General features: G+C 64.2%; 23 protein-coding genes and 1 riboswitch. Of the genes, 19 read left to right on the top strand and 4 right to left on the bottom strand.

Features of this window, described 5'->3' with window-relative positions; all coding sequences use genetic code 11:
* Window positions 1-2: 2 nt before the first annotated feature.
* From REH34_RS06650 to REH34_RS06630, 5 genes are all read left to right on the top strand, one after another.
* Complete coding sequence (locus tag REH34_RS06650) at window positions 3-875, top strand: oxygenase MpaB family protein (protein WP_226505869.1); 873 nt, start codon at window positions 3-5, stop codon at window positions 873-875.
* A gap of 106 nt (window positions 876-981) precedes the next feature.
* Window positions 982-2,307, top strand: coding sequence for a cation:dicarboxylate symporter family transporter (locus tag REH34_RS06645; protein ID WP_226505868.1), 1,326 nt, complete (start codon window positions 982-984; stop codon window positions 2,305-2,307).
* Window positions 2,304-3,203, top strand: a complete 900-nt coding sequence (locus tag REH34_RS06640) for a DUF1932 domain-containing protein (protein WP_311971164.1) — start codon at window positions 2,304-2,306, stop codon at window positions 3,201-3,203. The genes REH34_RS06645 and REH34_RS06640 overlap by 4 nt, the downstream gene beginning before the upstream one ends.
* Window positions 3,204-3,328: 125 nt before the next feature.
* Window positions 3,329-4,675, top strand: coding sequence for an aromatic acid/H+ symport family MFS transporter (locus REH34_RS06635; protein WP_311971163.1), 1,347 nt, complete (start codon window positions 3,329-3,331; stop codon window positions 4,673-4,675).
* A gap of 56 nt (window positions 4,676-4,731) precedes the next feature.
* A complete protein-coding gene (locus REH34_RS06630; protein ID WP_311971162.1) occupies window positions 4,732-5,988 on the top strand; it encodes a gallate dioxygenase in 1,257 nt (418 codons plus the stop codon).
* A gap of 31 nt (window positions 5,989-6,019) precedes the next feature.
* Here the strand turns inward: REH34_RS06630 and REH34_RS06625 are convergent, their stop codons facing one another.
* Entirely contained in the window at window positions 6,020-7,210 is a 1,191-nt protein-coding gene (locus REH34_RS06625; protein WP_311971161.1) for a LysR family transcriptional regulator, read from the bottom strand.
* A 125-nt stretch (window positions 7,211-7,335) separates the two neighbouring features.
* Here REH34_RS06625 and galB point away from each other — a divergent pair, with 125 nt between their 5' ends.
* The 3 genes from galB (at window position 7,336) to REH34_RS06610 (ending at window position 10,011) form a co-directional block, all read left to right on the top strand.
* Complete coding sequence (gene galB, locus REH34_RS06620; protein ID WP_226505863.1) at window positions 7,336-8,079, top strand: 4-oxalmesaconate hydratase; 744 nt, start codon at window positions 7,336-7,338, stop codon at window positions 8,077-8,079.
* Window positions 8,076-8,783, top strand: a complete 708-nt coding sequence (locus tag REH34_RS06615) for a 4-carboxy-4-hydroxy-2-oxoadipate aldolase/oxaloacetate decarboxylase (protein WP_311971160.1) — start codon at window positions 8,076-8,078, stop codon at window positions 8,781-8,783. The genes galB and REH34_RS06615 overlap by 4 nt, the downstream gene beginning before the upstream one ends.
* A 151-nt stretch (window positions 8,784-8,934) precedes the next feature.
* A complete protein-coding gene (locus tag REH34_RS06610; RefSeq protein WP_311971159.1) occupies window positions 8,935-10,011 on the top strand; it encodes a 4-oxalomesaconate tautomerase in 1,077 nt (358 codons plus the stop codon).
* Between the two features lie 77 nt (window positions 10,012-10,088).
* On the opposite strand, the gene REH34_RS06605 is transcribed toward REH34_RS06610, so the two are convergent.
* On the bottom strand, window positions 10,089-11,405 hold the full coding sequence (locus REH34_RS06605; protein WP_311971158.1) for a sorbosone dehydrogenase family protein: 1,317 nt from the start codon (window positions 11,403-11,405) through the stop codon (window positions 10,089-10,091).
* 267 nt (window positions 11,406-11,672) lie between these two features.
* Window positions 11,673-11,899, top strand: a riboswitch (cobalamin riboswitch).
* Window positions 11,900-12,031: 132 nt separating this feature from the next.
* Between REH34_RS06605 and cobO the strand changes: the two genes are divergently transcribed.
* The 11 genes from cobO to REH34_RS06550 all read left to right on the top strand — a co-directional run bounded on the left by cobO (window position 12,032) and on the right by REH34_RS06550 (window position 22,361).
* Window positions 12,032-12,643 (top strand): cob(I)yrinic acid a,c-diamide adenosyltransferase, encoded by a 612-nt coding sequence (gene cobO, locus REH34_RS06600; protein WP_226505859.1) that lies wholly within the window; start codon window positions 12,032-12,034, stop codon window positions 12,641-12,643.
* On the top strand, window positions 12,640-13,944 hold the full coding sequence (locus tag REH34_RS06595; RefSeq protein WP_311971157.1) for a cobyrinate a,c-diamide synthase: 1,305 nt from the start codon (window positions 12,640-12,642) through the stop codon (window positions 13,942-13,944). Before cobO ends, REH34_RS06595 begins: the two co-directional genes overlap by 4 nt.
* 117 nt (window positions 13,945-14,061) lie before the next feature.
* Window positions 14,062-14,712, top strand: a complete 651-nt coding sequence (gene bluB / locus REH34_RS06590) for a 5,6-dimethylbenzimidazole synthase (protein ID WP_226505857.1) — start codon at window positions 14,062-14,064, stop codon at window positions 14,710-14,712.
* Entirely contained in the window at window positions 14,709-15,617 is a 909-nt protein-coding gene (gene cbiB, locus REH34_RS06585; RefSeq protein ID WP_311971156.1) for an adenosylcobinamide-phosphate synthase CbiB, read from the top strand. Before bluB ends, cbiB begins: the two co-directional genes overlap by 4 nt.
* On the top strand, window positions 15,610-16,608 hold the full coding sequence (gene cobD, locus REH34_RS06580; protein ID WP_311971155.1) for a threonine-phosphate decarboxylase CobD: 999 nt from the start codon (window positions 15,610-15,612) through the stop codon (window positions 16,606-16,608). Before cbiB ends, cobD begins: the two co-directional genes overlap by 8 nt.
* Window positions 16,605-18,071 carry a cobyric acid synthase gene (locus tag REH34_RS06575; RefSeq protein WP_311971154.1) on the top strand — a complete coding sequence of 489 codons (1,467 nt, stop codon included), beginning with the start codon at window positions 16,605-16,607 and terminating at the stop codon, window positions 18,069-18,071. Before cobD ends, REH34_RS06575 begins: the two co-directional genes overlap by 4 nt.
* Window position 18,072: 1 nt before the next feature.
* Entirely contained in the window at window positions 18,073-18,591 is a 519-nt protein-coding gene (cobU, locus tag REH34_RS06570; RefSeq protein WP_226505853.1) for a bifunctional adenosylcobinamide kinase/adenosylcobinamide-phosphate guanylyltransferase, read from the top strand.
* Entirely contained in the window at window positions 18,591-19,646 is a 1,056-nt protein-coding gene (cobT, locus tag REH34_RS06565; protein ID WP_226505852.1) for a nicotinate-nucleotide--dimethylbenzimidazole phosphoribosyltransferase, read from the top strand. Before cobU ends, cobT begins: the two co-directional genes overlap by 1 nt.
* Window positions 19,643-20,218, top strand: a complete 576-nt coding sequence (cobC, locus tag REH34_RS06560) for an alpha-ribazole phosphatase family protein (protein WP_311971153.1) — start codon at window positions 19,643-19,645, stop codon at window positions 20,216-20,218. Before cobT ends, cobC begins: the two co-directional genes overlap by 4 nt.
* Window positions 20,218-20,937, top strand: coding sequence for an adenosylcobinamide-GDP ribazoletransferase (locus REH34_RS06555; RefSeq protein ID WP_311971152.1), 720 nt, complete (start codon window positions 20,218-20,220; stop codon window positions 20,935-20,937). Before cobC ends, REH34_RS06555 begins: the two co-directional genes overlap by 1 nt.
* A gap of 218 nt (window positions 20,938-21,155) precedes the next feature.
* Window positions 21,156-22,361 carry an MFS transporter gene (locus REH34_RS06550; protein WP_311971151.1) on the top strand — a complete coding sequence of 402 codons (1,206 nt, stop codon included), beginning with the start codon at window positions 21,156-21,158 and terminating at the stop codon, window positions 22,359-22,361.
* Between the two features lie 177 nt (window positions 22,362-22,538).
* Here the strand turns inward: REH34_RS06550 and REH34_RS06545 are convergent, their stop codons facing one another.
* Window positions 22,539-23,804, bottom strand: a complete 1,266-nt coding sequence (locus REH34_RS06545; RefSeq protein WP_311971150.1) for an outer membrane protein transport protein — start codon at window positions 23,802-23,804, stop codon at window positions 22,539-22,541.
* 573 nt (window positions 23,805-24,377) lie between these two features.
* Window positions 24,378-24,602 (bottom strand): hypothetical protein, encoded by a 225-nt coding sequence (locus tag REH34_RS06540; RefSeq protein ID WP_226505847.1) that lies wholly within the window; start codon window positions 24,600-24,602, stop codon window positions 24,378-24,380.

The raw sequence follows: 24,602 nt of genomic DNA, 5'->3' as shown, positions 1-24,602 counted from the left end.
CTATGGAATACCTGCGCCGCCGCATCGAAGCACAAATGCTCAGCATGACCGGCCTGGCGCTGGGGCAGATCGATTTCGAACAGCCCAAGGGCGACCCCGGTTTGTACGGCCCCGATGCAGTGTGCTGGCGGGTACACGGCGATTTCCCTTGCATGCTGATCGGCGGCATCACCGCGTTGCTGCTGCAGATGCTCCACCCGCTGGCGCTGGCCGGGGTGTGGGATCACTCCAACTTCCGCGACGACATGACCGGCCGCCTGCGCCGCACCGGGCAGTTCATTGCGGGCACCACCTTCGCCGCGCGAGCGGACGCCGACTGGCTGATCGACAAGGTCCGCACCCTGCATGAGAAGGTCGTCGGTACCGCCGCAGATGGCCGGCCCTACGCGGCCAGTGATCCAGCGCTGCTGACCTGGGTGCACGTGGCCGAAGTGCACAGCTTCATGGCCGCGCATTTGCGCTATCTCAACCCGCACCTGTCGCTGGCCGAGCAGGATCGTTACTACGCCGAAACCGCCCTGATCGCGCGACGGCTCGGCGCCGAGCATGTCCCAACCAATGCCCGCGCGATCGTCGCTTATATCGACGGCATGCGTGGGCAATTGTCGTGCGATGAACGCAGTCTCGAGGTGTTGCGCTTGCTGCACACCGCGCCCGCGCCGAGCGTGCTGGCGCGGCCGGTAGGGGCCCTGATGCTGCAAGCCGGGGTGGATCTGCTGCCCGCGTGGGCCGCGCAACTCTTCGGTATCGAGCATTCGCCGCTGCGCCGCAGCCTGGTGCGTGCCACCACGCAGCCCGTGGCAGGGGCGATGCGCTGGGCGCTGCGCAACGGCTCGATCCACCGCGCCCGCAAACGCCTCGATCTGCCTCTCTAGCGGCCCCGATAAACAAAAGGCATGGTCCCGCAAGGCTTACGCATTGCCCTGACTGCGCCCCCCTGTGCCACCCTCGACCTGAATAATAAAAACAAGGTCGCCCCCCATGAAATTGCTCGGCAAACTGTACATCCAGGTGCTGATCGCGATGGCATTGGCCATCGTGCTCGGGCTTGCCGCACCCTCCGTCGCCATTCAGATGAAACCCCTGGGCAGCGCCTTCATCGCGCTGTTGAAGATGCTCCTGGGCCCGATCATTTTCTTCACCGTGGTCCACGGCATCGCCCACATCGGCGACTTCCGGCGCTTGGGCCGCATCGGCATCAAAACCCTGGTGTACTTCGAGGTGGTCAGCAGCCTGGCAATGGTTGTCGGCTTTACCGTGGTGTCGCTGGTGCGTCCCGGCGAGGGGCTGCACGCCAACCTCGGTGACAGCCTGAATGCCGGCGAAGCGGCCACGGTGAATGCGGCGCTGTCGGGCGGCAGTTTCGACATCGGGCACTTCTTCCTTTCGATCATCCCCAAGACCCTGGCCTCGGCCTTTGTCGAGGGCGATATCCTGCCGGTGCTGTTCGTTTCAGTGCTGGTAGGCATTGCCCTGGCGCAGTGCGCCAAACCCGACTGGCTGGGCCTCAAGCTGCTCTCCGAGGGCCAGACCCTGACCTTCAAGTTGCTCAGCTACATCATGCGCCTGTCGCCCATCGGTGCATTCGGCGCCATGGCCGCCGCCGTTGGCAGTTTCGGCTCACAGACCTTGCTGTACCTGCTGCGCTACATCCTCACGTACTACGCCAGCACGCTGATCTTTATCTTCCTGGTGCTGGGCAGCGTGGCGGCCCTGGCCGGGCTGTCGATCTTCAAGATACTGCGGGTCATCAAGGAGGAAGCCATCATCGCCATGGGCACGGCTTCCAGTGAGGCGGCGTTCCCGCGGTTGGTCGACAAACTCACCAAGGCCGGTTGCGATGAGGCCGTGGTCGGGTTCGTGTTGCCTGCCGGTTACAGTTTCAATATCGATGGCGCCTGTTTGTACATGGCCTGCGGCCTGGGATTCCTGGCCCAGGCCACCGACACCAGCCTGACCCTCAGCCAGCAGATCAGCATCATGGCGGTGATGTTGCTGACCTCCAAGGGCGGCGCCGGTGCGGCCGGTGGTGCGGTCATCAAACTGGCGGCTACCTTGCAGTCAGTGCATGTGGTGCCGCTTGGTTCACTGGGCCTGCTGTTCGGCATCGACCGGGTGCTGGCCATCGCTACCTCGACCACCAATGTCATCGGTAACAGCGTGGCGGTGATTGTGATCTGCAAGTGGGAAAAACTCTTCGATCGCGAACGCTTCGACGCCTGTCTGCGCAACCCTGATAGCACTGGAGCTATGGCCGAGCAAGCGCCTGTCACCCCACAACCTGTCTTCAAGGAAAGCCTCAAATGACTACCCTAGCATCCCTGCAACATGTGGCCCTGATCGGTTTCGGTGAGGCCGGCGGCATTCTTGGCCAGGACCTCGCTGCCCAGGGCGTCAGCGTGCATGTCTACGACCGGCTGTTCGAGGATGCGGCGCGGCGGCCGGCGCTGCAGGCCAAAGCTCAGGCTGCGGGTGTCGAGCTGTGCGAGAGTGCGGCCAGTGCTATCCAAGGTGTGCAACTGGTGATCTCGGCGGTCACGGCCGGGTCGGCCTTGCAGGTCGCCGAGCAGGCTGCGGCGCACCTGCAGCCCCAGCAATTGTTCATGGACATCAACTCGGTGGCGCCGGCGACCAAGCAAGCTGCCAGCGCGGCCATCGAAGCCCGCAGTGGCCTTTACGTCGACGCCGCAGTGATGGCGCCGGTACCGCCGCAGCGCTTGCAGACACCGATCCTGCTGGGCGGCCCACAGGCGCAGCCGCTGGCCGACTGGCTGACACCGCTGGGCTTCAATATTCAGGTGGTGGCCGACCGCATCGGTGTCGCCTCGGCCATCAAGATGTGCCGCAGCGTGATGATCAAGGGGCTCGAAGCGCTGACCACCGAGTGCCTGGCGACCGCCCGCCAGTACGGCGCCGAAGAGCGGGTGCTGGCCTCGCTGCACAAGAGCTTCCCGGGCATGGGCTGGGATGCGCGCCAGCCCCATTACCTGATCAGCCGCGTCGCCGAGCATGGACGGCGACGCGCCGAAGAGATGGAGGAGGTGGCCAAGACCGCAGCCGATGTCGGCGTCAGCCCGCACATGAGCCTGGCAATTGTGCAGACCCAGCGCGGCCTGGTCGAGCGGATGGCTGAGCAGGGCCTGGCGTATAGCGACCCCTTCGATTGGCAGGTACTGGTCGATGAACTGTATGGCGATCAATAGAACCGATACCTGTTTAAACATTTCACAGACGCTTCCCAGGCGGCGCCGGCCTATGCTGGCGCTACCTGCAAACGCCCCTGCTTGGCGTCATGCAGCCCCACAATCAAAATAAAAGGGTCGCATCGATGAACACTCCCGCTGTGGACATCAAACACTGGATCGATCAGCGATCCGTCTCCCGCTTTCAATGGCTGATTCTCGGTTTGTGTTTTTTGATCGTCACCTTCGACGGTTTTGACGCCGCCATCATGGGCTTCATTGCGCCGGCGGTGATTGCCGACTGGGGCATCAGCAAGTCTGCCTTCGGTCCGATCCTCGCCTCGGCCATGGTCGGGCTGGCAGTGGGCGCGCTGATGTCCGGGCCCTACTCTGACCGCCTGGGGCGGCGCCGCGTGCTCTTGATGTCGGTCGCCTGTTTTGGGGTGTTCAGCCTTTTGTGTGCCTTCGCGCGCTCGCCGTTGGAGCTGGCCGCATTGCGCTTTCTCACCGGCCTGGGGCTGGGCGCAGCGATGCCTAACAGCACCACGCTGCTGTCCGAATATATTCCGGCGCGGTTGCGGGGCCGCTTGATCACCTCGATGTTCATGGGCTTCGGGCTGGGCTCGGCCATGGGGGGCTTCGTGTCGGCATGGATGATCCCCTCGTTTGGCTGGCACGCCGTGCTGCTGGTGGGTGGCGTGCTGCCGCTGGCGCTGCTGCCGGTGCTGTACTTCCTGCTGCCGGAATCGGTGGACTTGATGATCGATCGGCGTTTCCCCCGGGAGCGAATCATGGCCGTACTGAAGCGCATGGGGGCGGAATTTTCAGACACCGTGAGCTTTGTGGTCAGCGCGCCGGTTGCGCGCGAATCGGCAGGGCGCAAGGTGTCGCACCTGTTTACCGCTGAATACCGCTGGCGCACGCTGAGCCTGTGGGGCACCTATTTCATGGGCCTGCTAGTCATCTATCTGTTGACCGGCTGGATGCCGACCCTGATCAAGGATGCCGGCATCAGCCTCGAACGCGCGGCGGTGGTCACCGCCATGTTCCAGTTCGGCGGCCTGGCAGGGATCTTGTTGGTCGGCTTCGCCATGGACCGCTTCAATCCGAAGGCGGCGATTGCCCTGGCTTACGTGGGCGGCGCGCTGTGCATATTCGCTCTGGGTTTCGTCGAGATCGGCGCCTCGGCGTTAGGTGTGCTGGTGTTCGCGGCGGGGTTTTGCATGAATGGAGCGCAGACGGGCCTCAACGCTTTTGCGCCGGGCCAGTACCCAACGGATTTCCGTGCTACAGGCGTCAGCTGGATGCTCGGCATCGGCCGCTTCGGTGGCATTTTCGGCTCCCTCACTGGCGGCGCGCTGTTGAGCCTGGGGCTGCCGATGAGCCTGATATTCGCCGTGCTCGGCATCCCGGCGCTGCTGGCGGCGCTGGCTATTCTGGCCGGCCCCAAGCCGCGGCAGGCCCTCGGATTAATGCCTGAGCTCCACCATTGATAAGTCGCGGGCTTGCGGGCCCGCGGTGTTTTTGCGTTTATTCTGGAGACCTTCACATGGCGCGCATCATCGGCGGCCTCGCCGTATCACACACGCCCACCATCGGCTATGCGGTCGATCACGACAAACAGTCGGAAGCGGCCTGGGCGCCGATCTTCGCCAGCTTCGAGCCGATCAAGGCCTGGCTCGCCGAGAAGCAGCCGGACGTGCTGTTCTACATCTTCAACGATCATGTGACGTCTTTTTTCTTCGACCACTATTCGGCCTTCGCGCTGGGGGTGGACGACCAGTACGACGTCGCCGACGAGGGCGGTGGCAAGCGCGACCTGCCGGCCATTGGCGGCCATGCGGCGCTGTCGCGGCACATCGGCCAGAGCTTGATGGCCGATGAGTTCGATATGGCGTTCTTCCGCGACAAGCCCATCGACCACGGTCTGTTCTCGCCGATGTCGGCGCTGATGCCGTTCAAGGATGGCTGGCCGGTGCAGGTGGTGCCGCTGCAGGTGGGCGTGTTGCAGTTTCCGATCCCCAGTGCCAAGCGTTGCTACAAACTCGGCCAGGCGCTGCGCCGGGCGATCGAGAGCTATCCCGAAGACCTCAAGGTTGCCATCGTTGCCACGGGCGGCGTGTCGCACCAGGTGCACGGCGAGCGTTGTGGCTTCAACAACCCGGAATGGGACGCGCAGTTTCTCGATCTGTTCGTCAACGATCCCGAGCGCCTGACGGACATCACCTTGGCTGAATACGCCACCCTGGGCGGCATGGAGGGCTCGGAGGTGATCACCTGGCTGATCATGCGCGGGGCCTTGTCGGCCAACGTGGTCAAGCTGCATCAAGACTATTACCTGCCGTCGATGACCGGCATCGCCACCTTGCTGCTGGAGAACCAGGCGCGCGAGGTGCCGGTGGATGTACTGCAGCGCCACCGCGACCACATCGGCTATCAACTGGCCGGAATCGAGAAGCTGCCCGGTACCTATCCGTTCGATTTGGAGCGCAGCCACAAGGGGTATCGCTTGAATCGCTTCCTGCATCGGCTGATCGAGCCCGGCTGGCGCCAGCGTTTTCTCGAAACGCCCGAGGTGCTGTTCGAGGAGCATCAGTTGACGGATGAAGAGCGCCGACTGGTCAGCGAGCGCGACTGGCAGGGGCTGATTCGCTACGGGGCGATCTTCTTTTTGCTGGAGAAACTGGGCGCGGTGGTGGGGGTGTCGAACCTGCATATCTATTCGGCGATGAAGGGCTTGAGCCTGGAGGCGTTCCAGCAGACCCGTAATCAGCAGGTGACGTATTCGGTGGCGGGCAAGCGCTGAGGTTCCCCGTAGCGAGGGGCAGGCCCGCTCGCTACAGGTTTTTTGCCACGCTGCGGATCTGCGCCATCAACGCCTCGGCCGCAGGCGATGGCAGGCCGTTGCTGCGGTAGATCAGGCCGATGGGACGCAGGGTGTCGTGCAGCGTCAGGCGCAACGGCTGCAGTTCACCACTGGCCATCTCGTATTCCAATTGGTGTGCCGACACCACGGCGAGCATGTCCGAGCGCATCAGCAGGCCACGGATGATCGCCATGTCGCCGGTCTCTACTACCGGTTCAGGCGACGGGCTACCAATCTGCTGAAAGTGCGCCTCCAGCAGCAATCGCGCTGGAGTATCCGCTCGCGGCAGCACCCAGCGCGCATCATCCAGCTCGGTCAGGTCCAGACTGCGGTCCAGCAGCGGATGCCCGCGGCGTACCAGTATCACCATCTCCTCGGTCAGCAACCGTTCGCCGTGCAAGTCGCTGGCGTAATCGCTGGCACGCAGGGCGCCGAAGACGAAATCCACATCCCCGGCTCGCAGTTCCAGGGCCAGCAGATTGAACGGGCTTTCATTGGTGGCGATGCGCACGCCGGGGTGTTGCTCAAGCAACTGCACGATGGCCTGGGGCAGGATGCGTGTGCGCCCCAGTGGCAGCGCGCCAACCATCACCACGCCTTGCAGCGAGCCCTTGATGGCGGCGACATCGGCGTCGATGCGGCGCAGATCGTTGAGCGCGCGGCGGATCGGATAGAGGATGTCGTGGCTGGCCTGGGTTGGCTGCAGCCCGCGCGCGGTGCGCTCGAACAGCCCCTTGCCGGCGCCGTCTTCGAGGGCCTTGAGCGCGGCGCTGATGGCCGGTTGGGTCAGGCCGAAGGCCTTGGCCACCGTTTGCATGTGGCGGGTTTCGCAGAGTTTGACGAAGATTTCCAGGCGCCGCGTTTGCAGCAGGTACAGCGGTTCGTGGGCGGCATGGCCGAGCAATGCCGGAATGGCCTCCAGCTCAGCCAGCACCCGCACCGCGCGCGGCAGGATGGCTTTGCCATAGCCGCTGAGGAGCATGCCGCTGGCGTGACGTTCGAACAGCGGCACATCGAGGCGGATCTCCAGATCGCGGATGGCTCGGGTGATCACCGATTGCGCGCGCAGCAATACCTCACACGCGCGGGAGATGCTGCCGTGTTCGGCTACACGCACGAAGGCGCGGATCTGCATCAGGGAAGGCAGGGGCTGCTCGGGCATGGGGCGGTTACCAGTCAGGCAATGAGGGCCGATAAGTAAAAAGTATACCAGCCCTAACTGAACGCATTATTGCGTTATGGCGTGGCGTGACAGCATGGCCAGACTAAAAAAGCAGGAGCCTTTGCATGAATAACAACAGCCCCGCCAAAACCGCCCTGGTGGTCAGCGCCCACTCCGCCGACTTCGTCTGGCGCGCCGGCGGCTCGATCGCCCTGCATGCCGCTCAGGGCTACAAGGTGCATATCGTCTGCCTGTCGTTCGGCGAGCGCGGCGAGTCGGCCAAGCTGTGGCGCAAGGGCGCCGAGATGACCGAAGCCACCGTCAAGGCCGCGCGCCGCGAAGAAGCTCAGGCCGCCGCCGACATTCTCGGCGCGAGCGTGGAGTTCTTCGACATCGGTGATTACCCCATGCGCGCCGACAAGGACACGTTGTTCCGCCTGGCCGACGTGTTCCGTCGTGTGCAACCGGAGTTCGTCCTCAGCCATTCGCTCAAGGACCCGTACAACTATGATCACCCGCTGGCCATTCACCTGACCCAGGAAGCACGCATCATCGCTCAGGCCGAAGGCTACAAACCTGGCGAGCAGATCGTTGGCGCGCCACCGGTGTACAGCTTCGAACCCCACCAGCCCGAGCAGTGCGAGTGGAAGCCCGACGTACTGCTGGACATCACCGAGGTCTGGGACAAAAAGTACGCCGCGATCCAGTGCATGGCTGGCCAGGAGCACCTGTGGGAGTACTACACCCGCGTGGCCCTGCAGCGCGGCGTGCAGGCCAAGCGCAACATCGGCATCACGGCGAAAAAGAACATCGTCTACGCCGAGGGCTATCAGAGCATCTTTCCACGGGTCACGGAGAATCTGGGATGAGCAGTGTAGGAAAGACCGGTGTGGTGGTGCGCAATATCCAGCGCGCCGACCAGGCGTTGATCGCAGAACTGACCCAGTACGGCGTTGCCACCGTGCATGAGGCGCAGGGCCGCAAGGGGCTGTTGGCGCCGTCGATTCGGCCGATCCAGCAGGACTTCGCCCTCAGCGGCTCGGCGGTCACCGTGCTGGCGGCGCCGGGGGACAACTGGATGTTCCACGTGGCGGTAGAGCAGTGTCAGCCTGGGGACATTCTGGTGATGGCGCCCAGCTCACCATGCACCGACGGTTTTTTCGGCGATTTGCTCGCGACTTCGTTGAAGGCCCGCGGGGTGCTTGGCCTGGTGCTCGACGCCGGGGTGCGCGATACCCGCACCTTGCGTGAGATGGGCTTTGCCGTGTGGTCGCGGGCGGTGCATGCCCAGGGGACGATCAAGGAGACCCTGGGCTCGGTGAATATCCCGATTGTTTGCGCCGGGCAACTGGTCAATCCGGGCGATGTAGTGCTGGCGGACGACGACGGTGTGGTGATCGTGCGCCGCGATGAGTTGCCCGCGGTGGTCGAGGCCAGCCGCAAACGGGCGGATCTCGAAGAGCAGAAGCGCCTGCGCCTGGCGGCCGGTGAGTTGGGCCTGGACATCTACAACATGCGCCCGCGGCTGGCGGAGAAGGGCTTGCGGTATGCCGATAGTCTGGATGACGTGTAAGGCCTTTAGCCAGGCGGCGTTTATGCCGGCCCCTTCGCGGGCGAGCCTTGCTCCCACAGGTGTTCGACTCGGACGCTGTGGGAGCAAGGCTTGCCCGCGAAGAGTCCGGTAGGACTGGCACTTATGTTTTGTCGTGATGGAGATTCGAACCATGCCCCAAACCCGCATACCCTGCCTGATGATGCGCGGCGGCACGTCCAAGGGCGCGTACTTCCTCGCGGACGATCTGCCCGCCGATCCTGCGCAGCGCGACCGGGTATTGCTGGCTGCCATGGGCTCGCCGGACCCGCGCCAGATCGACGGCATCGGCGGCGCGGACTCCTTGACCAGCAAGGTGGCGATCATCCGCGCATCGACCCGCCCCGGCATCGACGTCGACTACCTGTTTGCCCAGGTCGTGGTGGATCAGCCACGGGTCGATTACGGCCAGAATTGCGGCAACATCCTCGCCGGGGTCGGGCCATTTGCGTTGGAGCGCGGCTTGGTGGCGGCCCAGGGCGAGCAAACCGCAGTGCGCATCTATATGGAAAACACCGGTCAGACCGCCACCGCGCTGGTGCAGACAATCGATGGCCAGGTGCGCTACGACGGCACCGCGATCATCGACGGCGTGCCCGGCAGTGCCGCGCCGGTGATAGTGCGTTTTGACGATATCGCCGGCTCCAGTTGCGGCGCGTTGCTGCCCACGGGCCAGGTGCGTGATCGCATCGACGGTATCGAGGTCACCTGTATCGATAACGGCATGCCGGTGGTGCTGTTGCGGGCCGCGGACTTGGGGCTTACGGGCCGTGAAAGCCGCGCCGACTTGAATGCCGATGAGGGCTTGAAAGCGCGTCTGGAGTCGATTCGGTTACAGGCCGGGCCGTTGATGAATCTGGGCGATGTGAGCGCACGGACGGTGCCGAAGATGAGCCTGATCGCGGCGCCCATGGACGGCGGTGCAATCAGCAGCCGGACCTTTATTCCACACACCTGCCATGCCTCGATCGGTGTGTTCGGCGCGGTGAGCGTCGCGTCGGCCTGTTTGCTCGAGGGGTCGGTGGCCGAGGGGTTGGCGCAGGTGCCGGAGGGCGCGCTGCTGAATGTCTCGGTGGAGCATCCGAGTGGCGAGTTCACCGTGGAGATCCGCCGCGATAACGGCGTGATCACCGGGTGCGGGCTGCTGCGCACCACGCGGTTGTTGTTTGATGGGGTTGTGTGTATCCCTGCAGATCTGCGAAGTCTATGACCCTGACGCGCTAGTCGCCATTCTCTGTGGTGGGGGAGCAAGCCCCCTCACCACAGAGTGATCCTGCAACATTTCGCCTACTGCTTCACCGCCGTCACCCGCCAGATACGATTACCCACGTCGTCCGCCACCAACACCCCGCCGCGGTGATCGACCACCACGCCCACCGGCCGGCCCATGGCGTTCTCGTCCTTATCCAGGAAGCCCGTCAACAGATCCACCGGCGACCCGCTCGGCTTGCCGTCGGCAAACGGTACGAACAGCACTTTGTAGCCGCTGTGCGGTTTGCGATTCCACGAGCCATGCTGGCCGATGAACGCGCCATCGGTAAAAGGTGCGGGCAACGCATTGGCCTCGGCAAACGCCAGTCCCAGTGACGCCGTGTGCGGCCCGACGGCGTAGTCGGGGGCAATCGCCTTGGCCACCAGTTCGGGGTTCGGCGGGCTCACGCGCTCGTCCACATGCTGCCCGTAATAGCTGAAGGGCCAGCCATAAAAGGCGCCGTCCTTGACCGAGGTGATGTAGTCCGGCACCAGGTCGCTGCCGATCTCGTCACGCTCGTTGACCGCGGTCCACAAGGCACCGGTCCTGGGCTCCCAGGCCAGGCCGTTGGGGTTGCGCAGGCCGGAGGCGAAAATCCGTTGCTGATGGGTGAGCGGGTCGACTTCCCAGATCGCCGCGCGGCCTTTCTCGGCCTCCAGGCCGTTTTCCGCGACGTTGCTGTTGGAGCCGACGGTGACGTAAAGCTTCTTGCCGTCCTGGCTGGCAATGACGTTTTTGGTCCAGTGGTGATTGATGGTCCCGCCCGGCAGGTCGACGATCTTGTCGCCGGGGGTGGTGATCGAGCTGGCACCCTGGGCATATTTGAAGTGCAGCAACTGGTCGGTATCGGCCACGTACAGGTCATCGCCGACCAGCACCATGCCGAACGGCGAGTTGAGGTTGCTCAGGAACATACTGCGGGTTTCGGCCACCCCGTCGCCGTCCTTGTCGCGCAACAGGGTGATGCGGTTGGGGCTGGGTACGCCTGAACCGGCGCGGCTCATGACCTTCTTGGCGATCCAGCCCTTGATCCCTTTGCTGTCGTCGGGTTTGGGCGGGGCGTCGGTCTCGGCCACCAGCACGTCGCCGTTGGGCAATACGTACAACCAGCGTGGGTGATGCAATTCGCGGGCGAACACCGCCACCTGGGTGCCCGGTGCGGCGACAGGTTTGGCGCCTTCGGGCCAGCCGACGGCTGGGGCGATGTTGACGGTGGGCAGCAAGGTCTTGTTGGGCGGCGGCAGTTCAGGCCTGGGGCCGGTGCCGTCGCTGACTTGCAAACTGGAGGTTTCGCCGCAGGCGGCGAGGGCGGCGCTGAGACTGATCAGCGCGGCGAGGCGAGTGATGTGCATGGCAGGTTCCCTGTGTTTCCCATTGGTCTTGTTATGTGCAGTGCATGCTGCGCTTGAGCGGTAGAGGTATTGATCGCGGTGTAGGTTCCGGTGAATGTGAGCGCGCCAGACTGGCCCCTTTGCGGGCAAGCCTGGCGCTCACAGGTGTACGACGCTGCAACTGTGTACCGAGGGAGCAAAGCTTGCTCGCGAAGGGGCCAATTGCTTCACCGCATGCCCCCGTCCCACCCAGCGGCTTCATTTGACGCTTACCCGCCAACCCTCTAACCTTCGCGGCGTGTTTCAGGTGCTCGGCCGCCCCACGGCGGGTCGAGTGAAACAGGGAAGCCGGTGAGCGAGCATAGCCTCGCGATTCCGGCGCTGCCCCCGCAACGGTAAATGAGTCAAGGCCGCGCACGTCGCCACTGGTCCTTCGGGGTTCGGGAAGGCGCGCCGCCTGGGTGTGACTGCCCCGCTCATGAGCCCGGAGACCGGCCTGGACGCTTTTATTCAATTGACTGTCGCGCGGGTGAGAGCGGCATCGACGATATTCAGCGAGCCGCCCGCGCGCCCTGTCCTCGACACGGGCGGCGCGGGCACCGTTCGTGCGTCGATGCCGTCTGCGTGCACCAGTAGCGGAGGCTGCCATGACTGAATCCATCGAGCGCGACGAGCGCCATATCGCGCGCATGCTGCGTAAAAAAGCCGTGATCGACGAGCGTATCGCCAACGCGCCCAACGCCTGTGGCCTCCTGCTGGTGCTGACCGGCAATGGCAAAGGCAAGAGCAGTTCGGCGTTCGGCATGCTGGCCCGTGCCATGGGCCACGGCATGCAATGCGGTGTGGTGCAGTTCATCAAGGGCCGCAACAGCACCGGGGAAGAATTGTTCTTCCGCCGCTTCCCCGAGCAGGTGCGCTACCACGTCATGGGCGAGGGCTTCACCTGGGAAACTCAGGACCGCCAGCGCGATATCGCCGCCGCCGAAGCTGCCTGGGAGGTGTCCCTGCAGATGCTCCAGGACCCGGCCATTCACTTCGTGGTGCTCGATGAATTGAACATCGCCCTCAAGCACGGCTACCTCGACCTTGACCGTGTGCTCAGCGACCTGCAAGCGCGCCCGGCCATGCAGCACGTGATCGTCACCGGTCGCGGTGCCAAGCCGGAGATGATCGAGCTGGGCGACACCGTCACTGAAATGGGTATGCTCAAGCACGCGTTTCAGTCCGGTATCGGCGCGCAGAAGGGCGTCGAACTGTGAATCAGGCCCGTCAATGCCCAGCGGTATTGATCGCCGCCCCCGCCTCGGGGCAGGGCAAGACCACGGTCACTGCCGCCCTGGCGCGCTTGCATCGCAATCAGGGGCGCAAGGTGCGGGTATTCAAGTGCGGACCGGATTTTCTCGATCCGATGATCCTCGAACGCGCCAGTGGTGCCCCGGTGTACCAGCTTGACCTGTGGATGGTGGGCGCCGACGAGAGCCGCCGGCTGTTGTGGGAAGCTGCCGCCGAGGCTGATCTGATCCTGATCGAAGGCGTGATGGGGCTGTTCGATGGCACGCCGTCGAGCGCCGATCTGGCGCGGCATTTCGGCGTGCCGGTGCTGGCGGTGATCGACGGCACGGCCATGGCCCAGACGTTCGGCGCCCTGGCGCTGGGCCTGGCCCGTTACCAGGCTGATCTGCCGTTCGCGGGCGTGCTGGCCAATCGGGTCGGCACTTTGCGCCACGCGCAGCTGCTGGAAAACAGCCTGACCGAAGGCCTGCGCTGGTACGGTGCGTTGTCCCGGGACCTGGCAATCGAGCTGCCCAGCCGTCATCTGGGGCTGGTGCAGGCCAGCGAGCTGAATGACCTGGATGCGCGCCTGGACGCGGCCGCCAAGGCCCTTGGCGGCAGTTGCGAAGTGGCGCTGCCGCCGCCGGTAAGCTTTGCTGCGCCCACCCTGGTGGTGGCCGAACCGCTGCTGGCGGGCGTGCGCATTGCGGTGGCCCATGACGAAGCGTTCGCCTTTACCTACGGCGCCAGTCTTGATTTGCTGCGGGCCATGGGCGCCGAGCTGGTGTTCTTCTCACCCATCCACGACGGCGAACTGCCCGCCTGCGACAGCCTCTATCTGCCCGGCGGCTACCCTGAACTGCATCACCTCGCACTGGCTGAAAACCATGGCGTGCTCAAGGGCATCCGCGCCCACCATGCGGCCGACAAGCCCATGCTTGCGGAGTGTGGCGGCATGCTCTATCTGCTCGACGCACTGACCGATGTAGAAGGCGTCCGCGCGCCCCTGGTGGGGCTCTTGAGCGGTGAGGCGGTGATGCAAAAACGCCTGGCGGCGCTTGCGCTGCAAACGGTAGAGCTGCCGGAGGGGGCGCTGCGCGGCCATACCTATCATCATTCATTGACCAGCAGTGAATGCCAGCCCATCGCCCGTGGCATCAGCCCCAATGGCGGGCGCGGCGCCGAAGCGGTGTATCGAATCGGGCGGATGACGGCGTCTTACGTGCACTTCTATTTCCCGTCGAACCCGCAGGCTGTTGCGGCGTTGTTCGCGCCGACATCTGCTTGATGATCTCGATCGCCGTTGTAGCGAGGGGGCTTGCCCCGACAGGCCCGATCAAGCGCACCGCAATTGCCGAAATATTTTCGGGGGCAAGCCCCCTCGCTACAGGTTTACTGAGACAACATGACTGATAACGCCTTCTCCGACGCCGAGCGCGCAGCGGTCTACCGCGCCATCGCCGAGCGCCGCGACATGCGCCATTTCGCCGGTGGCCAGGTGGCTCCCGAGCTGCTGGCGCGGGTGCTGGCGGCTGCCCATCACGCGCCCAGCGTCGGCCTGATGCAGCCTTGGCGTTTCATCCGTATCACCGACCCGGCCCTGCGCACGCAGATCAAGGCGCTGGTGGAGGCTGAACGCCTGCGCACTGCCGAAGCCCTCGGCGAGCGTTCTGATGAATTCATGAAGCTCAAGGTCGAGGGCATCGACGAGTGCGCCGAAGTGCTGGTCGCCGCCTTGATGGATGGCCGCGACGCCCATGTGTTCGGGCGCCGGACCTTGCCGGAAATGGACCTCGCGTCGTTGTCCTGCGCTATCCAGAACCTGTGGCTGGCGGCGCGCGTCGAAGGCCTGGGCATGGGCTGGGTCTCGGTGTTCGAACCCCAGGCGCTGGCCGATCTGTTGCACTTGCCCGCGGGTGCCAAGCCGCTGGCGGTACTCTGCCTGGGTCCGGTAGAAAGCTTTTATCCGGCACCGATGCTGGTGATGGAAGGCTGGCGCAGCGAACAACCGTTGAGCGAGATGCTGTTCGAGAACCAGTGGGGACACACGTCATGAGCATTGCCCTGTTGACCGTCGCGGGCGTGGCCCTCGATGCCTTGCTCGGCGAGCCGCGGCGGGCGCACCCGCTGGTGGCCTTCGGTAATCTGGCCAATCGCCTGGAGCGGCGCTTCAACAGTGGCGGGCGCGGTTGGCGCAGTCACGGTGTGACTGCCTGGGTGCTGGCGGTGGTGCCGATCACGCTGATCGCCAGTTGGCTGTCGAGTCTGCCCTGGATCGGCGAAGGGGTCGCCGTGCTGGCGCTGTACTGCGCCCTCGGGCTGCGCAGCCTGGGCGAGCACGTTGCTCCTGTGGCTCAGGCGCTGCGCAGCGATGATCTGCCTGAGGCGCGGCGCCGTGTGGGCTATCTGGTCAGCCGCCAGACCGACGAACTCGACGCCAGCGCGGTTGCCCGTGCGGCGACCGAGTCGGTGCTGGAAAACGGCAGCGACGCGGTGTTCGCGGCCATCTTCTGGTTCGTGGTGGCCGGGGTGCCCGGCGTGGTGCTGTACCGCTTGAGCAATACCCTCGACGCCATGTGGGGCTATCGCAACGAACGCTTCGAGCGCTTTGGCTGGGCGGCGGCGCGCATCGATGATGTGCTCAACTACATTCCGGCACGATTGGTGGCGTTGACCTACACCCTGCTCGGCAAGTCCCGCCTGGCCTGGCGGTGCTGGCGCAGTCAGGCACCACACTGGGACAGCCCGAACGCCGGGCCGGTGATGGCTGCGGGTGCCGGCGCGCTGGGCGTCGAACTCGGTGGCCCGGCGATCTATCACGGTGAACTGCACGAACGCGCCATACTCGGCGCAGGCCCGGCGGCCGATGCCGGGTCCATCGACCGCGGCTGGGCTCTGGTGCAACGGGGCGTCTGGCTGTGGTTACTGCTGCTCTGCGTGGGAGACTATGTGCATGCTTGAACATGGAGGGCGCCTGCGCGCCGCCGCCCGGCAATACGGTGTTGCGCAAGAGCACTGGCTGGACCTGTCTACCGGCATCGCCCCTTGGCCGTTTACCGTGCCGACGATAGATATGCACGCCTGGGCGCGGCTGCCCGAGACCGATGACGGCCTCGAGGCGGCGGCCTGCGCCTATTACGACGCGCCGCAGGTGCTGCCGGTGCCCGGCTCGCAAGCGGCCATCCAGTTGCTGCCGCGCCTGCGCAAGGTCGGCAAGGTCGGTGTGCTGTCGCCTTGTTACGCCGAGCACGCCGAGGCCTGGCGACGCGGCGGGCACCTGGTGCGCGAGATCCGCGAGGCCGAAGTCGACTATTACCTCGACGGCCTCGATGTGCTGGTGCTGGTCAATCCCAACAATCCCACCGGCCGCCTGGTGCCCCCCGAGCGCCTGCTGGAATGGCACCAGCGCTTGAGCCAGCGCGGTGGCTGGCTGGTGGTCGACGAAGCTTTCATGGACCCTACGGCCGCTTTCAGTATCAGCCGTTACACCAGTCGTCCAGGCCTCATCGTGCTGCGCTCGTTCGGCAAGTTTTTCGGCCTGGCCGGTGCACGGCTGGGCTTTGCGCTGGCCGAGAGCAAACTCCTGCGTCTGCTGGCCGAGCAGGTCGGGCCCTGGGCTGTTGGCGGGCCGATCCGCGCCGTGGGCCTGGCGTGCCTTGAAGATCGCACCACCCAGGCGGTGCAACGGGCTCGTTGCGCACTGGCCAGCGAGCGCCTGGTGCGGCTGTTGAGCGATGCCGGCTTGCAACCCCAGGGCGGCTGCGCGCTGTTCCAGTGGCTGATCACCGAGCACGCGGCGCCGCTGCACGACTTTCTGGCCGAACGCAGCATCCTCGTGCGGCTGTTCGCGCACAACAGCAGCCTGCGCTTCGGCCTGCCAGCGGTCGAGGCCGACTGGCAGCGGCTGGAGGCGGCGCTCACGGCCTATCGTCAGACGGAGGTCGTTTCATGACCACAGTGATGGTGCAGGGCACCACCTCCGATGCCGGTAAAAGTACCTTGGTCACCGCGCTGTGCCGCTGGCTGAAACGCCAAGGCGTCGGCGTGGTGCCGTTCAAACCGCAGAACATGGCGCTCAACAGCGCCGTTACCGCCGAGGGTGGCGAAATCGGCCGGGCCCAGGCGGTGCAGGCCCAGGCCGCCGGGCTGGCGCCGCACACCGACATGAACCCGGTGCTGCTCAAACCCAACAGCGACACCGGCGCCCAGGTGATCATCCATGGCCGCGCGGTCACCACCATGAACGCCGTGGCCTATCACGACTACAAGGCTGTGGCCATGCAGGCAGTGCTGGCCTCGCACGAGCGTTTGAGCGCCGCCTGGCCGGTGGTGATGGTGGAGGGCGCGGGTTCGCCTGCGGAGATCAACCTGCGTGCCGGCGACATCGCCAACATGGGCTTCGCCGAAGCCGTCGATTGCGACGTGCTGCTGATCGCCGACATCAACCGTGGCGGGGTCTTCGCCCATCTGGTCGGCACGCTGGAACTGCTGTCGCCCAGCGAGCAGGCACGGGTCAAGGGTTTCATCATCAACCGCTTTCGCGGTGACATCGCGTTGCTCCAGCCCGGCCTCGACTGGCTCGAACAGCGCACCGGCAAACCGGTGGTCGGCGTGCTGCCCTATGTGATGGACCTGCATCTGGAAGCCGAGGACGGCCTCGATCGGCGGCAGACGGCCAAGGCGCAGCAAGTGCTCAAAGTCATAGTGCCGGTGCTGCCGCGGATCAGCAATCACACCGATTTCGACCCGTTGCGCCTGCACCCGCAGGTCGACCTGCAGTTCATCGGCCCTGGCGAGACGATCCCGGCGGCGGATCTGATCATCCTGCCGGGCTCCAAGAGCGTGCGCAGCGACCTGGCCTATCTGCGCAGTCAAGGCTGGGCCACGGCCATCGATCGGCATCTTCGCTACGGCGGCAAGTTGCTGGGCATTTGCGGCGGCCTGCAGATGCTCGGCGAGCACCTGCATGATCCGCTCGGACTCGAAGGGCCAGCGGGGTCTAGCCCCGGCCTGGGTCTGCTGGCGTTCAGCACCGAGCTGGCGGCCGAGAAACAACTGCGCAACGTCAGTGGCCGGCTGCAGCTTGAAGACGCTGCCGTCAGTGGCTATGAAATCCATGCCGGCGTGACCTCGGGGCCTGCCCTTGAGCGCCCGGCGGTGCAGCTCGACGATGGCCGCGATGATGGCGCCATCAGCCGCGACGGGCAGATTCTGTGTACCTACCTGCATGGCCTGTTCGAGTCCTCGGCGTCGTCCGTGGCGTTGTTGCGCTGGGCAGGGCTGGAGGCCGTGCAGAGCGTCGATTACCATGCCCTGCGCGAAACCGATATCGAACGCCTCGCCGATCTGGTGGAGCGTCATCTGGATACGCGCCTGTTGCGCACCTTGTGCGGCCTGGCCCAGGAGCCTGTTTGACATGCAGCAATTGATTCTCGGCGGTGCCCGCTCGGGTAAAAGCCGATTGGCGGAACAACTGGCAGACGATAGCGCCCTGGCGGTGACCTATATAGCCACCAGTCAGCCGCTGGACGGCGAGATGGACCAGCGCGTGCGTGTGCACCGCGAGCGTCGCCCGACCCATTGGGGCCTGGTGGAAGAGCCCTTGGCCCTGGCCGATACCTTGCTGCGCCATGCCGCATCGGGCCGCTGTTTGCTGGTCGATTGCCTGACGCTGTGGCTCACCAACCTGTTGATGCTCGAAGACAGCGCGCGCCTGGCTGTCGAGCGCGACGCGCTGTTGCGCGTGCTGCCCGAGTTGCCCGGCGACATCATTTTTGTCAGTAACGAGACCGGCCTTGGGGTTGTACCCCTGGGCGAGTTGACCCGCCGATACGTCGATGAAGCCGGCTGGTTGCACCAGGCCCTGGCCGAGCGCTGCGAGCGCGTGGTGCTGACCGTGGCCGGCTTGCCCCTGACCCTCAAAGGAACCCGATAATGAGTCAACACTGGTGGCTGCTGCCTTGCCAGCCCGTGGATCAAGCGATCCAGCAACAAGCCCTGGAACGCCAGCGGCAATTGACCAAACCGGCCGGCTCTCTGGGCCAGCTGGAACAGGTCGCGGTGCAGCTTGCCGGGCTGCAGGGGCGCCTCAAGCCGCGGGTCGATCAGGTCTGGATCAGTATCTTTGCCGGTGACCATGGCATCGTCGCTGAAGGCGTGTCGCCGTTCCCGCAAGAAGTGACGGCGCAGATGCTGCTCAACTTCGTCAGCGGTGGCGCGGCCATCAGCGTGCTCGCCGGGCAACTGGATGCGCAGCTCGAAGTGGTCGACCTGGGCACCGCGACACTGACCGAAGACCTGCCTGGCGTGCGGCACCTGCACATCGGTGCCGGTACCGCCAACTTCGCGCATACCCCGGCGATGACCGGAGCACAGGGCATGTTGGCCCTGCAAGCCGGGCGCGACAGCGTTGGGCGGGCGCTGGCGGCGGGTGCGCAGCTGTTCATCGGTGGCGAAATGGGCATTGGCAACACCTCCGCAGCCAGCGCCTTGGCCAGCGTGATGTTGCAGTGCCCGGTCAGTGACCTGACCGGCCCCGGTACCGGGCTCGATGCCAAGGGCGTGAGCCACAAGGCGCAGGTGCTGCAGCGGGCCTTGGACCTGCACCAGTTGCAGGGCAAGGACCCGCTGACCCAGCTGTTGTGTTTTGGCGGATTCGAAGTGGCCGCATTGGCCGGGGCTTATCTGGCCTGCGCGCAGGAAGGTCTGCCGGTGTTGGTGGATGGTTTCATCTGCACAGTGGCGGCGTTGGTGGCCGTGCGTCTCAATCCTGGCTGCCGTGACTGGCTGCTGTTCGGTCATCGCGGCGCAGAACCCGGCCATCGGATTACCTTGGCTGCACTGCAAGCGCAGCCATTGCTGGAGCTGGGCCTGCGTCTGGGCGAGGGCAGTGGTGCGGCGCTGGCGGTTCCGCTGCTGCGCCTGGCCTGTGCCACCCACGGGCAGATGGCGACTTTCGCCGAGGCGGCCGTGGCGGATCGTCCAGCATGACACTGTGGCTGGATATGCTGCGTCATGGCGAGACCGAACAGGGCGGCGGCTTGCGCGGCAGCACCGACGATGCCCTGACGGCGCGGGGCTGGGGGCAAATGCGTGATGCGGTGCTGGCGAAGGGGCCCTGGGACGCGATCGTGACCTCGCCCTTGCAGCGCTGCGCGCGTTACGCTGAGTCGTTGATGCAGGCACTCGAACTGCCGCTGGTGTACGAAAAGGATCTGCAGGAGCTGCATTTCGGCGCTTGGGAGTGCCACAGCCCGGCGCAGTTGATGGAGACCGACGAGCGCGGTCTGGGGCTGTTCTGGAGCGATCCCTACAGCTTCACACCACCCGGGGGCGAGCCGGTGCTGGCGTTTCGCGAGCGCGTGTTGGCCGCCATCGACCGCTTGTATGAAGCCTACGCCGGGCAGCGCTTGCTGCTGATCACCCATGGTGGGGTGATGCGTCTGCTGCTGGCTCAGGCCCGCGGCCTGCCGCGCGAGCAGTTACTGCAAGTGGAGGTGCGCCACGGCGCGTTGATGGCGCTGCAGATCGAGGCGGGCGGCATTTTGCGTGAGCCGATCTGATGTTGCCGTTCTGGATTGCCTTGCAGTTTCTCAGCAGCCTGCCGGTGACCTTGCCTGGCATGCCGTCACCCCAGGCCATGGGCCGTTCGTTGCTGTGCTACCCCTTGGTGGGGCTGCTGTTTGGCGGGCTGCTGTGGTTGCTCCACCTGGCGCTGGGCGCTACGCCGCCGATGTTGCAAGCGGCGTTGTTGCTCAGTGCCTGGGTCTTGCTGAGCGGAGCGTTGCATCTGGATGGGCTGGCCGACAGTGCTGATGCCTGGCTGGGTGGTTTCGGTGACCGGGCGCGCACCCTCGAGATCATGAAGGACCCGCGCAGCGGCCCTATCGCGGTGGTGACCCTGGTGCTGGTATTGCTGCTCAAGTTTTGCGCCTTGGTGGTGTTGCTCGAGCGCGGTGAGGCGGGGTTGTTGGTGATGGTGCCGGTGGTGGGGCGGGCGGGTCTGCTGGGTTTGTTTCTCTGTACGCCTTATGTACGCGCGGGAGGATTGGGGCAGGCGTTGGCCGATCACCTGCCGCGCCCGGCGGGGCGCGCGGTGCTGCTGGTGAGCGGGATCGCCTGTTGGTACTGGGTGGGCCCAGGGATGCTGGCCGTTGCCGCCGTGGTGTTCTTTTGGCTGCGGCAGTTGATGGTGCGTCGGTTGGGCGGCACCACGGGGGATACCGCTGGGGCGCTGTTGGAGCTGCTTGAGCTAACTGCGCTGCTGGCCGTAGTCATTTAGTGGTGATTGTTTGATCCAGCCGCTGCGCTGAGCTACGGGTCTTTGCTGCCACAGTATTTGTCGATCTAGAGTGGTACACCTGTGGGCAAAGCTTGCTCGCGAACAGGCCATCTGCAACCCCGCTATAGGCAGTTCGACAGTGGCAAGCAAGGTACTTGCCTTTTAATGCAATACGGGTATATACCCATGTTTCAAATTATTCGCTGGGGATAACAATAATGACTTCTCTTTGGCGCAGCTGTGGCTGGGTGCTGCTCGGCAGCGCGTTGATCCTGGCGCTTTCGCTGGGCATTCGCCACGGTTTCGGGCTGTTCCTTGCGCCGATGAGCGCGCAGTTTGGCTGGGGTAGGGAGCTTTTCGCCTTTGCTATTGCGCTGCAGAATCTGATGTGGGGGTTGGCGCAACCGTTTGCCGGAGCCTTGGCCGATCGCTTCGGGGCACGGCGCACGGTGCTGACCGGTGGCGTGCTGTACGCGGCGGGGTTGTTGTTGATGTCCCAGGCTGACTCGGCTTGGTCGCTGTCCCTGAGCGCCGGGATACTCATCGGCATCGGCCTTTCGGGGACTTCATTTTCAGTGATTCTGGGTGTGGTGGGGCGTGCCGTCCCGGCGGAAAAACGCAGCATGGCCATGGGGATCGCTGCTGCCGCAGGTTCATTCGGTCAGTTCGCCATGTTGCCGGGCACCTTGGGCCTGATCAGTTGGCTCGGTTGGTCGGGGGCCCTGTTGGTCCTGGGGCTGCTGGCCGCGTTGATCCTGCCTCTGGTGGCCATGTTGCGTGACCAGCCTTCGCCCGCAGTGGCCGGCACCGAGCAAACACTCAAAGAGGCGCTCAAGGAGGCCTCTTCCCATAGCGGTTTCTGGCTGCTGTCCCTGGGCTTCTTCGTGTGTGGGTTCCAGGTGGTATTTATCGGCGTGCACTTGCCGTCTTATCTGGTCGACCAGCACCTGCCGGCCGTGGTCGGTACCACCGTGCTGGCGCTGGTAGGCCTGTTCAACGTATTCGGGACCTACATCGCGGGCTGGCTTGGCGGTCGACGTTCCAAGCCGCGCTTGCTGGCGGGGCTGTATCTGCTGCGGGCGGTGGTTATCAGCCTGTTCCTGTGGGCGCCGGTGACGGTGACCAGTGCCTATCTGTTCGGTATCGCCATGGGCCTGCTGTGGCTGTCGACTGTTCCGTTGACCAACGGCACGGTGGCGACACTGTTCGGCGTGCGCAACCTGTCGATGCTGGGCGGTATCGTCTTCCTGTTCCACCAGTTGGGCGCTTTTCTGGGCGGTTGGCTGGGTGGAGTGGTTTACGATCATACCGGCAGCTATACACTGATCTGGCAGATATCCATTGCCCTCAGCCTGATCGCCGCGGTGCTCAACTGGCCCGTGCGTGAGCACCCTGTGGCCCGCTTGCAGATGGCAGCCGCATGATTCGTCATGGGCTGCGCTGGCTGTTGTGCTGCGCTGGCGCTAGCGCATTGGCGCTGGTCTGGTGGGGTTGGCAGCACAGCGGCATGGCGCTGATGCAACTGGGCGCACTGTGCTGAAGTGCTATCGGCAGGCATAAAAAAACGCATCCGAGGATGCGTTTTTTGTCAGCGATGACTATCAGAAGCGATAAGTCAGGCCGGCACCCAGGCCGTGGGCGCTGTTGCGGTAGCGAGCGTCGTAGGTGCCTTTGCGAGGATTGCTCTGGTCGACGGTAACGGCCTCTTCCTTGAGGTAGGAATATGCCAGGTCGATGGTCACGTCATCGGTTGGCGACCAGCCTGCGCCGAAGCTGACCGCCATGCGGTCGCCCGTAGGAATGCGCGGCGAGCGATCGGTGTTGTTGGTGGGCGACTGGTCCACCGAGAAGCCGGTGCGCAGGGTCCATTGCTTGTTGACCTTGTAGGAAGCGCCAACCGCATGAGACCAGGTGTCGTGCCAGTTTTCCTGTTCGCTGATGGTACCGAACTGCCCTGCGCCAATGACCCCGAGATTGCCGGTATTGTTGACGGTGATGTCCTTCAGTCGGCTCCAGCGCGTCCAGGTGCTGCCACCATAGAGAGTCCACTGATCGGTCAGCTCATGGGTGAAGGAGGCGTCGATGCTTTCTGGCGTCTTGATGTTCAGGCTGGCGTCGTAATCGCGGCTGCCCAGCAGAGGATTCAATGCACCCAGGCTGACCTTGGTGCTGCCCTTGAGCTTGTAATCGACCATCGAGTGGTAGACCAGGCCCAGACGAGTCTTGTCTGTCGCCTGTACCAGGATACCGATGTTGTAGCCGACTGCAGTGTCGTCGCCCTTGATCGAGGCTTTGCCGTCGGCGCCGCCCAGCGGGTTGCGCAGTGCCGAGGTCAGGGTGCCGTCGATGCGGTTGAAGGTCGGGCCACCACCAATCGATACCTTGTCGTTGAAGGCATAGCTGACGGTGGGCTGCAGGGTGACGACCTGCACTTTGCTGTCATGGGCGAAGTAGCGGCCCTGGAAGCCGTTCTCGTATTCGGTCTTCAGGCCGAATGGGGCGTAAACGCCGAAACCCACTGCCCAGTGATCGTCGATGGGTTTGACGTAGTAGCCCATGGGCACACCAACAACGGGAACCATGTCGCCGTTGTTACTGCCGGTGTTGGTGGTACTGCTTCCAGAAATGTCGGTCTTGGCGATGACCGCCGCGGCGCCGACGGTGATCTGTTCACGCTTGAGGCGCGACATGCCGGCAGGGTTGCCGTACACGGTGCTGGCGTCGTCGGCGGAAGAGGAGCGGCCGGCGAAGCCGACACCCATACCGCTGATGCTTTGTTCGTTCAGGGCGAAGCCGGAAGCGAAGAGTTGAGTGGAGGCAAGAGTCACTGCGAGACTGAGGCTGGTCTTGATCATTGCTTTTTTCATTATTGTTGAACTCCATGGTGATCACCAAGGCGAAACTACCAACATTTTCACATTAGCGCTATAGGCTGAATCGCACGAGATAGAGCGGTTTTGTAGGACAATCCGACGAACATGGGGGCTTTATTTGTGTCTTGAATGAAACACCATCAATGGATACGCAGCAGTGATGATCAAACGTTTGTTTGCTCACTTTTGCGTCACTCATTATTGGTGTCATCAACAGGCTCCCACCGGTTCGTCGGCGCACGAAAAGATCCCACAAAGACCGAGGGCAGTCGCGGGTTGATTCAATTCAAAGCGTTTCAACAGGGGGATCGTTTCCCTGACAAAAGAACGGCGGGCCCGGCGCCTGGCAGCGATGGATCGGGGGCCCGCCTGTAAGCGGCTCCTGCCGCTCATGTTCGAGTGTAGTCAGAGAGAGATGATGTAAAGGCTTGTTACGAAGGGTATTCGATGGGTGGTCAGGGCTTGGCATCATCACTGATGCTGCTGGCCCAATACCATCGAATCTCCCAGCTTGCCAGCCGAGGCGTTGCCTTGCACCTTACAACCAAGGGCGCTCGAGAGGCGCTATCAGGCAACCAGCGCCTGACGCGTACGGTCGATGATCGCTTGCAGCGGTTCGGCGCTGGCGTACTGTTCAGGGTACAGGCGCTCGCTGCGGCGGGCGATGCCGTGCTCGTCGACCAGAGTGAAGCTGAAGCAGCCATTGCGTGCTGCCCCGATCAGGCAGTTCAGTGGAGCAAAGGCGTTGGTGAGGGTGCGGATAGCATCCTGAGTATGAAAAGTATGAGTCAT

The sequence above is a fragment of the Pseudomonas baltica genome (assembly GCF_031880315.1).
GTDB lineage: Bacteria > Pseudomonadota > Gammaproteobacteria > Pseudomonadales > Pseudomonadaceae > Aquipseudomonas.
Note: the sequence above shows the minus strand (reverse complement) of the source record. Positions and strands in the feature narration are given on the sequence as shown.